We start from the raw sequence: 16,035 nt of genomic DNA, 5'->3' as shown, positions 1-16,035 counted from the left end.
GGCAGGCTTTGAATTGTCGTCTTGCCCGGCGTGTCCGAAGGGTTTGACCCGGAGGTTCAGGTTTGGGTGGGACGATGGGTGCAACCCGGCGGTCCCGCTCTTTTGCGACGACCGCCAACCGGAGAGAGCTTGCTGTGGAACGAGCGGCAAAAAAAGAGGCGGTCGAGCAGCTCAATGAGGTCTTCAAGACCACGAGCGTCGCGATCGTTGCTCAATATTCCGGCCTGACCGTTGCCCAGATGCAGAAGCTGCGCATGCAGATGAAGCAGGCTGGCGCCTCGGTGAAGGTCTCGAAGAACCGTCTCGCCAAAATTGCTCTTGAAGGCACTGACGTCGTTGCCATCGGCCCCATGCTGAAGGGACCGACCGTGATCGCCACTTCGAACGATCCGGTAGCGGCGCCGAAGGTCGCCATCGAATTCGCCAAGGCGAACGAAAAGTTCGTCATCGTCGGCGGCTCGATGGGAAAGACCGTCCTGAATGTCGACGGCGTGAAGGCGCTTGCCTCGCTGCCGTCGCTTGACGAACTGCGCGGCAAGATCGTCGGCCTCATCGTGGCCCCGGCGACCAAGCTGGCCCAGCTCGCCAACGCGCCCGCGGGCAAGCTCGCGCGCGTCATCCAGGCTCATGCCTCAAAGGGCGAAGCGGCCTGACGCCCTTCGCAAAACTCAAACCCGAACCAGACTTACACTCAAGGAAACTGAACAATGGCTGACTTGCAGAAGATCGTTGACGACCTCTCGAGCCTTACCGTGCTCGAAGCTGCTGAACTGGCGAAGCTCCTCGAAGAGAAGTGGGGCGTGTCCGCCGCTGCTGCCGTCGCGGTGGCCGGCCCGGCTGCTGGTGGCGCTGCTGCCGCTCCGGCCGAAGAGAAGACCGAATTCACGGTCGTTCTCGCCTCTGCCGGCGACAAGAAGATCGAGGTCATCAAGGAAGTCCGCGCCATCACCGGCCTGGGCCTGAAGGAAGCGAAGGACCTCGTCGAGGGCGCTCCGAAGCCGCTGAAGGAAGGCGTGAACAAGGAAGAAGCCGACAAGATCAAGGCCCAGCTCGAGAAGGCGGGTGCGAAGGTCGAACTCAAGTAACCATTGGTTACCTGAGCGAGGTCCCGGGCGAGCGTCAGCGAGACCCGGGATCCTGGCCCGCGACGCAGGTGGCCGCTTTCGGCTTCGGCGGACGGGCTGATGCAAAAGGCGTGCGACGGAACAGCCCGACGCGGGCCGAACACGAAAAAGTGTGGGGATTTGAGGGTTTACCCCTCGAATCTCCGCTATTATCGCCCCATATCGGGTCGACAGCACGAAAGCGCGGTGGACAGGGACGCCGGAGTTTCCTGTAAACCGTTGGGAGAGCAGGCTATTTCGGGCTTTTGCAGTCCGTGAAGACAATCGTTGTGACGGGCGGGTGCGCTCCAGCGCCCCGCACGTCGTTTTGCGTTTTGAAGGTCTGAAGAACAGATTCAGGACATCGCGGCCTGAAACTGGGCGTCCGGCCCCAAAACGGGTTCGAAAAATTCAACCCGGGGAGCGGTGGCAGCCGCGTCCTGGACGGCGCGCCCAGAGCGGGCGACGAAATGAGAGGCCACGATGGCGCAGCAGACATTCACCGGTCGCAAACGCGTTCGCAAGTTCTTCGGACACATCAAGGAAGTCGCCGAGATGCCGAACCTCATCGAGGTTCAGAAGGCGTCCTATGACCAGTTCCTGATGGTCGACGAGCCGACGGGCGGCCGGCCGGATGAGGGCTTGCAGGCGGTGTTCCGCTCGGTGTTCCCGATTTCGGACTTCTCCGGCACATCGATGCTGGAATTCGTCCGCTACGAGTTCGAGCCGCCGAAATATGACGTCGACGAGTGCCGCCAGCGCGGCATGACCTTCGCTGCGCCGCTCAAGGTGACGCTGCGCCTCATCGTGTTCGATATCGACGAGGAAACCGGCGCGAAGTCGGTGAAGGACATCAAGGAGCAGGACGTCTACATGGGCGACATCCCGCTCATGACGATGAACGGCACCTTCATCGTCAACGGCACCGAGCGCGTCATCGTCTCCCAGATGCACCGTTCGCCCGGCGTGTTCTTCGACCACGACAAGGGCAAGACCCATTCCTCGGGCAAGCTGCTGTTCGCCGCCCGCGTGATCCCGTATCGTGGCTCCTGGCTCGACATCGAGTTCGACGCCAAGGACATCGTCTATGCGCGTATCGATCGTCGCCGCAAGATTCCGGTGACGTCGCTGATGTTCGCGCTCGGGCTCGACGGCGAGGCGATCCTCAACACTTTCTACAAGAAGATCCTCTACAAGCGGACCAAGGAAGGCTGGCGCGTTCCGTTCGACGCCAACCGTTTCCGTGGCTACTCGACCATCAACGACCTGATCGACGCCGACACCGGCAAGGTCGTGCTCGAGGCCGGCAAGAAGCTCACCGTGCGCGCCGCCCGCCAGCTCCAGGAGAAGGGGCTGAAGGCTCTGCGCCTGGCCGATGAGGAACTGGTCGGCAATTATCTCGCCGAAGACCTCGTCAATCCGAAGACCGGCGAGATCTACGCGGAAGCCGGCGAGGAAATCACCGACAAGCTCATGAAGGCCCTCAACGAGCAGGGCTACAAGGAACTGCCGCTGCTCGACATCGACCACGTCAATGTCGGCGCCTACATTCGCAACACGCTCTCGGCTGACAAGAACATGACGCGCGAGGACGCGTTGTTCGACATCTACCGCGTGATGCGTCCGGGCGAGCCGCCGACGCTGGATTCGGCGCAGGCCATGTTCCAGTCGCTGTTTTTCGACGCCGAGCGCTACGACCTCTCCGCGGTCGGCCGCGTCAAGATGAACATGCGCCTCGACCTCGATGCGCCCGACACCCAGCGCACGCTGCGCAAGGAAGACATCCTCTCCGTCATCAAGACGCTGGTCGACCTGCGTGACGGCAAGGGCGAGATCGACGACATCGACCACCTCGGCAACCGCCGTGTGCGTTCGGTCGGCGAGCTCATGGAGAACCAGTACCGCATCGGCCTGCTGCGTATGGAGCGCGCGATCAAGGAGCGCATGTCCTCGGTCGACATCGACACGGTCATGCCGCAGGACCTGATCAACGCGAAGCCCGCGGCTGCCGCCGTGCGCGAGTTCTTCGGCTCCTCGCAGCTCTCGCAGTTCATGGACCAGACCAACCCGCTGTCGGAGATCACCCACAAGCGGCGCCTGTCGGCGCTCGGACCGGGCGGTCTGACCCGCGAGCGCGCCGGCTTCGAGGTGCGCGACGTGCATCCGACGCATTACGGCCGCATCTGCCCGATCGAGACGCCGGAAGGTCCGAACATCGGTCTGATCAACTCGCTCGCCACCTTCGCGCGCGTCAACAAGTACGGCTTCGTCGAGACGCCGTACCGCAAGGTGAAGGACGGCCGCGTCACCGACGAGGTCGTGTACCTCTCGGCGATGGAGGAGGGCCGCTACACGGTCGCGCAGGCCAACGTGCCGCTCGACCCGAAGGGCCGCTTCACCGAAGACCTCGTGGTCTGCCGTCACGCCGGTGAAGTCTTGCCGGTGACGCCGGACAAGGTCGACTACATGGACGTGTCGCCGAAGCAGCTCGTGTCGGTCGCCGCGGCGCTGATCCCGTTCCTCGAGAACGACGACGCCAACCGCGCGCTGATGGGCTCGAACATGCAGCGCCAGGCGGTGCCGCTGGTTCGCGCCGAGGCGCCGTTCGTCGGCACCGGCATGGAAGGCGTGGTCGCCCGTGACTCGGGCGCTGCGATCGCGGCCCGCCGCTCGGGCGTGATCGACCAGATCGACGCCACCCGCGTCGTCATCCGCGCCACCGAAGATCTCGATCCGACCAAGTCGGGCGTCGATATCTACCGTCTCATGAAGTACCAGCGCTCCAACCAGTCGACCTGCATCAACCAGCGTCCGCTGGTGAAGGTCGGTGACGTCGTCAAGAAGGGCGACATCATCGCCGATGGTCCGTCGACCGATCTCGGCGAGCTCGCGCTCGGCCGTAACGTACTGGTCGCGTTCATGCCGTGGAACGGCTACAACTTCGAAGACTCGATCCTGCTCTCCGAGCGTATCGTGAAGGACGACGTCTTCACCTCGATCCACATCGAGGAGTTCGAGGTCATGGCCCGCGACACCAAGCTGGGCCCCGAGGAAATCACGCGCGACATTCCGAACGTCTCGGAAGAAGCGCTGAAGAACCTCGACGAAGCCGGCATCGTCTATATCGGCGCGGAAGTGCGTGCCGGCGACATCCTGGTCGGCAAGATCACGCCGAAGGGCGAGAGCCCGATGACGCCGGAAGAGAAGCTTCTGCGCGCCATCTTCGGTGAAAAGGCCTCCGACGTTCGCGACACCTCGCTGCGCGTTCCTCCGGGCGTGCAGGGCACGATCGTCGAAGTGCGCGTGTTCAACCGCCACGGCGTCGACAAGGACGAACGTGCGCTGGCGATCGAGCGGGAAGAGATCGAGCGTCTGGCCAAGGACCGCGACGACGAGCAGGCGATCCTGGACCGCAACGTCTACAACCGTCTCGCCGAGCTCCTCGAGGGACGGCAGGGCATTGCGGGCCCGAAGGGCTTCAAGAAGGACACCAAGATCACCCGTGCGGTGCTCGAGGAGTATCCGAAGTCGCAGTGGTGGCTGTTCGCTTCGCCCAACGACAAGCTGATGGCCGAGATCGAGGCCATGCGGAAGCAGTACGACGAGTCGAAGAAGGGGCTCGAGCAGCGCTTCCTCGACAAGGTCGAGAAGCTCCAGCGCGGTGACGAGCTGCCGCCGGGCGTCATGAAGATGGTCAAGGTCTTCGTCGCGGTGAAGCGCAAGATCCAGCCCGGCGACAAGATGGCCGGCCGCCACGGCAACAAGGGCGTGGTGTCGAAGATCGTGCCGATCGAGGACATGCCGTTCCTCGAGGACGGCACGCACGCCGACATCGTGCTCAATCCGCTCGGCGTGCCCTCGCGCATGAACGTCGGACAGATCCTCGAGACCCATCTCGGTTGGGCCTGTGCCGGCCTCGGCAAGCGTATCGGCCAGACGGTCGATGCCTATTTGTCGAAGCAGGACATCAAGCCCCTGAAGGAGACCTTGAAGAAGGTCTACGGCGAGGACGAGACGATCAGGTCGCTCAACGATGGCGAACTGATCGAGCTCGGCCGCAATCTGAGCCACGGCGTGCCGATCGCGACGCCGGTGTTCGACGGAGCCAAGGAGGCAGACATCGAGGAGATGCTCAAGCTCGCCGGTCTCGACGCTTCGGGTCAGTCGACCGTCTATGACGGCCGCACCGGCGATCCGTTCGACCGCAAGGTGACGGTGGGCTACATCTACATGCTCAAGCTGCACCATCTCGTCGATGACAAGATCCATGCGCGTTCGATCGGTCCGTACTCGCTCGTCACCCAGCAGCCGCTGGGCGGCAAGGCGCAGTTCGGCGGTCAGCGCTTCGGCGAAATGGAGGTGTGGGCGCTCGAGGCTTACGGCGCGGCGTACACGCTCCAGGAAATGCTGACCGTGAAGTCGGACGACGTCGCCGGCCGTACCAAGGTGTACGAGGCGATCGTGCGTGGCGACGACACCTTCGAGGCCGGTATTCCCGAATCGTTCAATGTGCTGGTCAAGGAAATGCGCTCGCTCGGACTCAACGTCGACCTGCACAATTCCAAGATGGGGCCGGCGCCGACGTCGGAAGCGGCCGAGTAGCGCGACCATTCATGCCCGGCCTGAAACGGCCGGGCATCGGCGCCCGGCCTGGAGCCTTGAGGGCAGGGCGCCCCGCGAATTGAGATTTTCGAATTTGCTGCCGGCAGGCGACCGGCACGCGAGGAGAAGACGATGAACCAAGAGATTATGAATCTTTTTAACCCGACGACGCCGGCTCAGGTCTTCGACCAGATCCGGATCTCGATCGCGTCTCCCGAGAAGATTCTGTCCTGGTCGTACGGCGAGATCAAGAAGCCGGAGACCATCAACTACCGTACCTTCAAGCCCGAGCGCGACGGCCTGTTCTGCGCGCGCATCTTCGGGCCGATCAAGGATTACGAATGCTTGTGCGGCAAGTACAAGCGCATGAAGTACAAGGGCATCATCTGCGAGAAGTGCTCGGTCGAGGTCACGCTGTCGCGCGTCCGGCGCGAGCGCATGGGCCATATCGAGCTCGCCGCGCCCGTCGCCCACATCTGGTTCCTGAAGTCGCTGCCCTCGCGCATCGGCCTCCTGCTCGACATGACGCTGAAGGATCTCGAGCGGATCCTCTACTTCGAATACTACGTCGTGCTGGAGCCGGGCCTCACCGCGCTGAAGGACCGTCAGCTCTTGTCGGAAGACGAGTATCTGAAGGCGCAGGACGAGTACGGCCAGGACTCCTTCACCGCCATGATCGGCGCCGAGGCGATCCGCGAGCTGCTCAAGGGCATGGACCTCGAGAAGCTCGAGGCGACCTTGCGGCTCGAGATGCAGGAGACCGACTCCGACATCAAGCACAAGAAGCTCGCCAAGCGCCTGAAGATCGTCGAGGCGTTCCGCCACTCCGGCAACAAGCCGGAATGGATGATCATGACCGTGATCCCGGTGATCCCGCCGGATCTGCGTCCGCTGGTGCCGCTGGACGGCGGCCGCTTCGCGACCTCGGACCTCAACGACCTCTACCGCCGCGTCATCAACCGCAACAACCGCTTGAAGCGGCTGATGGAGCTGCGCGCGCCGGACATCATCATCCGCAACGAGAAGCGCATGCTTCAGGAGGCCGTCGACGCGCTGTTCGACAACGGCCGCCGCGGCCGCGTCATCACCGGCGCCAACAAGCGCCCGCTGAAGTCGCTCGCCGACATGCTCAAGGGCAAGCAGGGCCGCTTCCGTCAGAACCTGCTCGGCAAGCGCGTCGACTATTCGGGCCGTTCGGTGATCGTGGTCGGTCCCGAGCTGCGCCTGCATCAGTGCGGCCTGCCGAAGAAGATGGCGCTCGAGCTGTTCAAGCCGTTCATCTACTCGCGGCTTGACGCCAAGGGCCTGTCCACCACCGTGAAGCAGGCGAAGAAGCTGGTCGAGAAGGAGCGGCCCGAGGTCTGGGACATCCTGGACGAGGTGATCCGCGAGCATCCGGTGCTGCTCAACCGCGCGCCGACGCTGCACCGCCTCGGCATCCAGGCGTTCGAGCCCGTGCTGATCGAGGGCAAGGCGATTCAGCTTCACCCGCTGGTCTGCGCCGCGTTCAACGCCGACTTCGACGGCGACCAGATGGCCGTGCACGTTCCGCTGTCGCTTGAAGCGCAGTTGGAAGCGCGCGTCCTGATGATGTCGACCAACAACATCCTGCATCCGGCGAACGGCCAGCCGATCATCGTGCCGTCGCAGGACATCGTGCTCGGTCTCTACTACCTCTCCATCCTGCGCGAAGGCATGCCCGGCGAAGGCAAGGTGTTCGGCGAGATGTCCGAGCTCGAGCACGCACTGCATTCGAAGGTCATCCACCTCCACACCAAGATCAAGTACCGGTGGGTGGGCGTCGGCGAGGACGGCAAGCCGGCGCGCCGCTGGATCGAGACCACGCCCGGCCGCATCATGCTCGGCAACGTGCTGCCGAAGAGCCCGAAGATCTCGTACGACATCATCAACAAGCTGATGACCAAGCGCGAGATCTCCGGCGTGATCGACCAGGTCTATCGTCACTGCGGCCAGAAGGAGACGGTGATCTTCTGCGACCGCATCATGGCGCTCGGCTTCTACAACGCCTTCAAGGCCGGCATCTCGTTCGGCAAGGACGACATGGTCGTACCGCACGGCAAGTGGAAGATCGTCGACACCACCCGTACGCTGGCGAAGGATTTCGAGCAGCAGTACAACGACGGTCTGATCACCCACGGCGAGAAGTACAACAAGGTCGTCGACGCCTGGTCGAAGGCGACCGAAGAAATCGCCAAGGCGATGATGAAGGAGATCTCCGCGACCAAGAAGACGGCGGGCGGAGCCGATGCTGACATCAACTCGATCTACATGATGGCCCACTCCGGTGCGCGTGGTTCGCCGGCGCAGATGCGTCAGCTGGCCGGCATGCGCGGCCTGATGGCCAAGCCGTCGGGCGAGATCATCGAGACGCCGATCATCTCGAACTTCAAGGAAGGCCTCTCGGTGCTCGAGTACTTCAACTCGACCCACGGCGCCCGCAAGGGCCTCGCGGACACCGCGTTGAAGACCGCGAACTCCGGCTACCTGACCCGTCGTCTGGTCGACGTGGCGCAGGACTGCATCATCACGCAGGACGACTGCGGCACCAAGCTCGGCATCAAGATGCGCGCCATCGTCGATGCCGGCACCGTGGTGGCCTCGCTCGGCTCGCGCATCCTGGGCCGCGTGGCCTGCGATGACGTGCGCGACGGCTCGGGCAAGGTGATCGTCAAGCGCGGTACGCTGATGGAAGAGAGCCACGTGGATGCCATCCACCAGGGTGGTGTCCAGGAGGTGAAGATCCGCTCGGCGCTGACCTGCGAGCTCGTCAACGGCATTTGCGGCAAGTGCTACGGCCGCGACCTCGCCCGCGGCACGCCGGTCAACCACGGCGAAGCGGTCGGCGTCATCGCGGCGCAGTCGATCGGCGAGCCGGGCACCCAGCTCACAATGCGCACCTTCCACATCGGCGGTGCGGCGCAGCTCAACGAGCAGTCGTTCGTCGAATCCAACTTCGACGGCAAGATCGTGATCAAGAACAAGGCCATCGCCCGCAACGGCGAAGGTCACCTGATCGCGATGGTGCGCAACATGGTGGTGGCGATCGTCGATGCCGACGGTACCGAGCGTGCGACGCACCGTATCCAGTACGGCTCGCGCCTGCACATCGACGAGGGCGACATGGTCAAGCGCGGCCAGCGCATCGCCGAGTGGGATCCGTACACCCGTCCGATTCTCACCGAGGTGGAAGGCACCATCGGCTTCGAGGATCTGGTGGAAGGTCAGTCGATCTCGGAAACGCTCGACGAATCCACCGGTATTGCCAAGCGCGTGGTCATCGACTGGCGCTCGACGCGCGGCGGCTCGGATCTGCGTCCGGCCATCGTGATCAAGGGCAAGGACGGCAAGGTGCTCAAGCTCGCCCGTGGCGGCGATGCCCGCTACATGCTGTCCGTCGATGCCATTCTCTCGGTCGACATCGGAGCCAAGGTCCAGCCGGGCGACATCCTCGCCCGTATCTCGACCGAAAGCGCCAAGACGCGTGACATCACGGGCGGTCTGCCGCGCGTGGCGGAACTGTTCGAGGCACGGCGTCCGAAGGACGCGGCGATCATCGCGGAAATCGCGGGCACCATCCGGTTCGGCCGCGACTACAAGAACAAGCGCCGCATCTCGATCGAGCCGATGGACAAGACGGAAGAGGCGCGCGAGTACCTGATCCCGAAGGGCAAGCACATCCACCTTCAGGACGGCGACGTCGTCGAAAAGGGCGACTTCATCGTGGAAGGCAACCCGGCGCCGCACGACATCCTGGCGATCAAGGGCATCGAGGAACTCGCGGCCTATCTGGTCAACGAGATCCAGGAGGTCTACCGGCTCCAGGGCGTGCTCATCAACGACAAGCACATCGAGGTGATTGTCCGTCAGATGCTTCAGAAGGTGGAAATCACCGACCAGGGCGACACGGACATGATCTCGGGCGAGCAGGTCGACAAGATCGAGTTCGACGCGCTCAACGAGAAGGCCAAGGAAGAGGGCAAGAAGCCCGCCACGGGTACGCCGGTTCTGCTCGGCATCACCAAGGCGAGCCTCCAGACCCGCTCGTTCTTCTCGGCGGCTTCGTTCCAGGAGACCACCCGCGTCCTCACGGAGGCGGCGGTCAACGGCAAGATCGATCCGCTCGAAGGCCTCAAGGAGAACGTCATCGTCGGCCGGCTGATCCCGGCAGGCACCGGCGCCTCCATGGCCAAGATCCGCGAAGTCGCCATGAAGCGCGACAAGCTGATCCTCGACGAGCGCGAGAAGCAGGCCTCGGTCGTCTCGCCGGCTCCGGAAGCGGAGCCGATGGCGCTGCCGCCCGCGGAATGATGCTTCATCCGTAAGAATACCGAGGACAATGAAAAGGCCGGCGTTTGCCGGCCTTTTTGCTGCTTTCTTTCCTTGCTGCGATGCGGGGACCGCGTTTGTTCATCTTTCCTTCAGCCTGAAAAGCGCTTTTGCTAGGGCAGCTTAGACCGGAGGTCCCGACACGGGGGGCGGCCGGAGACCACGGAACTCACATGCTTGATCTCGCAATCGTAGGCGGCGGCCCAGGCGGGCTGATGAGCGCCTGGTATCTGAAGCGCAAGCTCGGCGATCTCTGCCGCATCACCATCTTCGAGGCGTCCGACCGGCTCGGCGGCAAGATCGTTACGCGCAAGTTCGATTCCGCGCCCGCGATGTACGAGGCCGGCGTCGCCGAGATCTACGACTACTCGATGACCGGCCCCGATCCGCTGCGCGAGCTGATCCAGCATTTCGGCCTGCAGACCATTCCGATGGATGCGGAGCAGGTCCATCTCGGCGGCGAGCTCCTCAACGACGTGCCCGGCATGCGCCGCAAATACGGCGCCAAGACCGCGGCGGCGATCGAGACGTTCCGCAAGCGCTGCGCCGACCTGATGTCGCCGATCGAATATTACGAGGGCGTCGGCGCGCACGACAACGAGAACCCCTGGGCCTTCAAGACGGCCGAGCAGGTGCTCGACGAGGAAGTCGAGGACGAAACCGCAAAACGATTCTTCAAGGTGATGGCGCGCTCCGACATCGCAACCGAAAGCCACAACACCAACGGGCTCAACGCGCTCAAGAACTACCTGATGGATGTCGACGGCTATATCGGCCTCTATTCCATCCAGAACGGCAATGAGCAGCTCGTCGACTGCCTCCAGTCCGAGGTCAACGCCGACATCCAGCTCAATCACCGCGTGCTCACCGTCGGCAAGGCGCCGACCGGCCGCTACCAGCTCAAGATGATGAACGGCAAGGGGCCGGAGACGCGCGACTTCGATCTCGTGCTGGTCTGCCTGCCGCATTCATGGCTTGCGACCGTCGGCTGGGAAGGCGAGCAGCTCCGCAAGTCGATGGTCAAGCACGTGTCCTACTTCGACCGTCCCGCGCACTATCTGCGCGTCTCGATCCTGTTCGATGCGCCGTTCTGGGGCGAGAAGATCCCGGGCGCGTGGTTCATGTCGGAAGCCTTCGGCGGCTGCTGCGTCTACAACGAAGGCGCGCGCCACGACGTCGGCAAGCACGGTGTGCTGAACTGGCTGATTCCCGGCTCCGATGCCCTGGCCTTCGCCAACCTGTCGGACCAGGAACTGATCGACGCCGCACTGAAATCGCTGCCGGCGTCGCTCGGCGATGCGCGTGAGCATTTCATCGAAGGCAAGATCCATCGCTGGCTGTCGTCGGTGAACGCGCTGCCGGGCGGCTTGCCGGTGCGCGACGTCATGACCAATCACCGGCCCGAGCCGAAGGAGCATCCCGGCATCGTGCTGGTCGGCGACTATCTATTCGACTCGACGCTGAACGGCCTGCTCGACTCGTCGGATGCGGCGACCGACATCATCGTGACCGAGATGATGCGCCTGCGCCGCGAGCGTGAGCAGGGCGAGAAGCCGGTGGCCGACAAGATCGACCGCGCCTATTTCGAGAACTATCGCGGCGTCGGTCCCTATCACGAGGTGTGGCGCCAGTTCACCGATCCCGATTATCTCGCCAGGCTGATCGGCATCGTCTGGGGCAAGGCGAAGGGCTCCAAGCTGTTGATCGCCGGCTCCGCCAGCGGCGAGCTGGTGGGCGCGCTGCGCGAGCACGGCATCGATGCCTGGGGCATCGAGAACAACCGCGCCGTCCACGCCCGGACGCCGAAGGCGCTGAAGAAGTACAACAAGCTCGGCTCGATCGTCGACATGCCGTTCAAGGACGGTGCGTTCGATTTCGTGTTCGAGACCAGCCTGTGCCACGTCTCTCCGAAGCAGGTCGTGCGCGCGATCCGCGAGCTCAACCGCGTGGTCAAGATCGGGCTCGTGTTCGGCTCGATCACCTCGGACATGGCTCCGGCGCTGATCGACCGCTACGATCTGCTCCGCGGCGTCAAGAAGCTCGGCACCTGGTGGGAATGGTCCGAATTGTTCTTCGGCAACGGCTTCGACCTGTCGATGCACCGCAATGACTGCGCGGACGCGCTCTGGGAGGCAACGCTCGCCGCCGGCAGGGGCCCGGGCCAGTGGTACGCCGACGCCGACAGCCTGCGCTATTCCTTCTTCGACAAGGTCGAGGACGAGGACGACGACTAGCCTTGCTGGCTCACAAGACCCTCATGGTGAGGAGCGCGGATCGCGCGTCTCCGGACGATGCTTTGCATCGCCGGGCGAACCATGAAGGCCCGGACATCGCCCGCGGCCATCCTTCGAGACGCCCGCTACGCGGGCTCCTCAGGATGAGGAGCGGAGTGCAGAACCGGGACGCGCGAATTCGCCAATTGCTTTGCCGAATTCGTCCTGATCGCATAGAATCGGTGCAATAGCGGTTCGCCGCCGTTTTCCTGAATTCTCTGCGGTCATGCCGGCCGTCAGCATCGGTTGGTTTCATGGCATCCAGGCCTCTCTCGCCCGACAAACAGAAGCTCGCCGCGGAAGAAGCGGCCGAGCTCGAAGAAAAGCTCGCATCCGGCGCCAAGCCGGAGCTCGAAGACGACGAGGACGACGAGGACGAGGACGAGGACGACGAGCTGGAGCTCGACGACGACGATGAGGACGAGGATCTCGTCGTCTTTACCGCGCGCGAGGCCGCCGGCGCGCTCGCGACCATCTGGGGCTTCGTCAAACCCTTCCTTACGAACTACAAGCGCATCCTGTCCTTCGTGACGTTCGGTGTCGTCGTCGAGACGCTGTTCAACGTCATCATGCCGCTCAGCCTGAAATTCCTGATCGACGACGCGCTCGGCGAGGAGGATTTCCAGGCGCTCTACAAGATCCTCGGCGTGCTCGCGGTCGCCGGCATCTTCACCTCGATCGTCGCCGTCTGGTACGAGCGCTGGGACGCGCGACTCGCGGCGTGCATCATCTCCGACGTCCGCAAGCGGCTGTTCGAGCACGTCCAGGACCTGCCGGCAGCCTATTTCGGCCGCACCAAGCGCGGCGAAATCCTGTCGCGCTTCTCCGTCGACCTCTCGGCCTTCGAAGGCGCGGTCAAGACCTTCGCCAACAGCGCGGCGCTGCCGTTCTTTGAATTGATCGCCGGCATCATCCTGATGGTGTTCCTGAACTGGCAGCTCGCGGTGGTTGCGCTCTTGGTGTTTCCCATCACGCTGATCGGGCCGCGCATTCTCACCCCGAAGGCGGTGCAGGCCAATTACGAGCAGAAGCTGAACGAATCCGCCGTGCTCGGCATGGTGCAGGAGAACGTGGCGGCGCAGGCTGTGATCAAGGCGTTCAGCCTGCAGCGCAAGATGTTCGGCTTCTTCAGCTTCCGCAACGACGAGACGCGCAACAGGATCGCCGCAGCCGGGTTCCTGTCGACCATGGTGGAGCGGACGGTCACGATCTCGGTGCTGCTGCTGCATCTCGTCGTGCTCGCGATCGGCGCGTATCTGGCGACCAAGGGCCAGATCACCATCGGCACCTTCGTCACCTTCGAGAGCGCGTTCTGGGAGGTGTCCTACAACATTGCCCATGTCATGCATTTCATCCCGGTGTCGATCACCTCGGCCGCCGCGATCCGTCACATCCAGGAGCTGCTGGACGAGCCGACGCGCGGCGCCGATCGCCCCGGCGCGCCCGATCTGCCGCGGATCACCCACGACATCACCTTCGACCGCGTCACCTTCCAGTACGAAGGCAGCCAGACGCCGGTCGTCGACAATCTCAGCCTCAAGCTCAACGTCGGCAAGAGCATCGCCATCGTCGGCCCCAGCGGCTCCGGCAAGAGCACGCTGCTCAATTTGATCCTGCGGCTGTACGTGCCGGACGAGGGGCGGGTCACGATCGACGGTGTCGACATCCGCAAGGTGACGCTGGACTCGCTGCGCCGGAGCATGGCGGTCGTGTTCCAGGAGAACATGCTGTTCAACATGTCGATCCGAGAGAACATCCGGCTCGGCAAGGAGGGCGCGACCGACGAGGAGGTGGAGGAGGCGGCCAAGAAGGCCGAGATCCACCGCTACATCATGAGCCTGCCGCAGCGCTACGACACGCCGGTCGGTGAGCGCGGCGACACGCTCTCCGGCGGCCAGCGCCAGCGCATCGCGATCGCGCGCGCGATCATCCGCAATCCGTCGGTGCTGCTGCTGGACGAGGCGACCTCGGCGCTGGACCAGACCACGGAGGCCGCGATCAACCGCACGCTGCTGAAGGTCGCCAAGGGCCGCACCATGATCTGGTCGACGCACCGGCTGACCTCGGTGGTCGAGATGGACGAGATCATCGTGATTTCAGGGGGCAGGGCGATCGAGCGTGGCTCGCATGCCGCGCTGCTCGACAAAAACGGCACCTATCGCAAGCTGTGGGACGACCAGATGCACCAGCCGCATGGTGCCGCCGCTCACGCCGACGACGACAGCGACGATGACGACGAGGATGAGGACGATCTCGACGAGGATGATGAGGACGAGGACGACGAGGAGGAGTGACCGAGGAAGTTCGGCTCCAGGTCGAACGCGCCTCCAACTTGCCGCAACAGGCCCTGAGCCGACCAGGCGATGACGCGCGCCCAGCGCTGCGCCGCCCAATAGGGGCTCGTGCCGATCGAGACCGAGCGGAAGTCGAAGGCTTTCGCCGCCGACCAGTCATCACAGGCGCGTTTGACCGGATCATCGTAGAAGCCGGCGATCTTGTCCGCGTCCATGCCGTCGGAGGCGAGCCATTCGGGAACGTGGACGTTGCAGAGCCGCTCGACGTCGGTGAAGACCTTGTCGCAGCCGGTGCCCGCGACCGGGCAGGAGGTTGCAAAGGCGTCGCCGACCAGCACGACGCCGGGCACGCCGCGGGCATCATTCACATAGAGATCGGCAGGGCGGATCTTCATCTCGCCGGCGACGTTGAATGCGCCGGTGATGCGCGTCAGCCGCGGCAGCGCGGCCGTGAGCGTGGCGACCGGCGCGCGGCGCAGTTCGCGCAGCCAGGGATCGTCGAAGGCACGATAAACGAACAGGTTGGCGCGCATCCGCGCGCCGATCGGAAACAGCGCGATATAGGGGATGCGGTCGCTGGGCCGCTCCGAAAAGTAGGTCAGCGACGGGAAGTCGAAGGTTGATCGCCCGGACGGCACGATGTCGAACCCGATCGAGATTGAATGGCACGCGCTGATGACCTTGCGCGCAATGCCGAGCTGGTGGCGGAGCCCGACATTCAATCCATTGGCGAGCACGACCAGGCGGGCCGAGACCGTCTCGTCGTTGGAGAGCGTGATTTTCTGCCGCTCGGGGCTCGTTGCGACCGAGATGGCCTTGGCGCAGATGCGCGCGACGGTCTCGGGGATTTCGTCGCGAACCGCATTCACCAGGGAATCGTAGAGGATGTTGAACTGTCGGCTTGGCGCCTTGTCGAGGAGATGGCCGCCGCGCGCGATCCAGTTCTGGCCGGCAAAGGTCGCCCGGCGCAGCACCGATTCCCCGATTCCCGTCCTCAAAAAGCGCTCGACCTGCTCCGAGCCGCTGATTTTTTCGACTCGGAAATCGGCAGGATAGCTGTCATGCGGATCGATCAGCACTGCCGGAATCCCGGCACGCCCGAGCATTGCGGCGGCGGTCGAGCCGGAAAGTCCCCCGCCGATAATGGCAATGTCGGTGTACCGCATGGCGCTTGTCTCTGCCGAAGGCGGCAGATTGACCCCCGAACAGGAAAAAAAGCCTTAGTGAGGGTTATAAAAGTATATTTCATCCGGATATAAATCATTTCCGGGCTGGCAAAACGCGAGCTTGGTTCCCATATCCGCGTAGCGCGGTGAGGGCGCCAAACAGCGATTTCTACAGGCGCGAGAAGCGCTTTCTGACGTGGTTTCGCCTTGACTTGAGCGATTCTCACTTATAGAAAGCGCCTCACTTAAC

At 63.6% G+C, this 16,035-nt stretch carries 7 protein-coding genes; 6 read left to right on the top strand and 1 reads right to left on the bottom strand.

Annotated features, from left to right (window positions below; all coding sequences use genetic code 11):
* The first annotated feature begins 134 nt into the window (after nucleotides 1-134).
* From rplJ to AXW67_RS38350, 6 genes are all read left to right on the top strand, one after another.
* Complete coding sequence (gene rplJ, locus AXW67_RS38375) at nucleotides 135-653, top strand: 50S ribosomal protein L10 (RefSeq protein WP_027554145.1); 519 nt, start codon at nucleotides 135-137, stop codon at nucleotides 651-653.
* A 54-nt stretch (nucleotides 654-707) separates the two neighbouring features.
* Entirely contained in the window at nucleotides 708-1,085 is a 378-nt protein-coding gene (rplL, locus tag AXW67_RS38370; protein WP_024342440.1) for a 50S ribosomal protein L7/L12, read from the top strand.
* Nucleotides 1,086-1,586: 501 nt separating this feature from the next.
* Nucleotides 1,587-5,705, top strand: coding sequence for a DNA-directed RNA polymerase subunit beta (rpoB, locus tag AXW67_RS38365; protein ID WP_063682067.1), 4,119 nt, complete (start codon nucleotides 1,587-1,589; stop codon nucleotides 5,703-5,705).
* 132 nt (nucleotides 5,706-5,837) lie between these two features.
* On the top strand, nucleotides 5,838-10,034 hold the full coding sequence (gene rpoC / locus AXW67_RS38360; protein ID WP_027554147.1) for a DNA-directed RNA polymerase subunit beta': 4,197 nt from the start codon (nucleotides 5,838-5,840) through the stop codon (nucleotides 10,032-10,034).
* A gap of 191 nt (nucleotides 10,035-10,225) precedes the next feature.
* Nucleotides 10,226-12,286, top strand: a complete 2,061-nt coding sequence (locus AXW67_RS38355; protein WP_063682066.1) for an FAD-dependent oxidoreductase — start codon at nucleotides 10,226-10,228, stop codon at nucleotides 12,284-12,286.
* Between the two features lie 293 nt (nucleotides 12,287-12,579).
* On the top strand, nucleotides 12,580-14,619 hold the full coding sequence (locus tag AXW67_RS38350; RefSeq protein WP_063682065.1) for an ABC transporter ATP-binding protein: 2,040 nt from the start codon (nucleotides 12,580-12,582) through the stop codon (nucleotides 14,617-14,619).
* Here AXW67_RS38350 and AXW67_RS38345 read toward each other — a convergent pair.
* Nucleotides 14,532-15,785 carry an FAD-dependent oxidoreductase gene (locus tag AXW67_RS38345; protein ID WP_063682064.1) on the bottom strand — a complete coding sequence of 418 codons (1,254 nt, stop codon included), beginning with the start codon at nucleotides 15,783-15,785 and terminating at the stop codon, nucleotides 14,532-14,534. The two genes, AXW67_RS38350 and AXW67_RS38345, sit on opposite strands and share 88 nt — an antisense overlap.
* Nucleotides 15,786-16,035 lie beyond the last annotated feature (250 nt).

Origin of the sequence: Bradyrhizobium neotropicale (assembly GCF_001641695.1) — a bacterium.
Taxonomy (GTDB): Bacteria; Pseudomonadota; Alphaproteobacteria; order Rhizobiales; family Xanthobacteraceae; genus Bradyrhizobium; species Bradyrhizobium neotropicale.
Note: the sequence above shows the minus strand (reverse complement) of the source record. Positions and strands in the feature narration are given on the sequence as shown.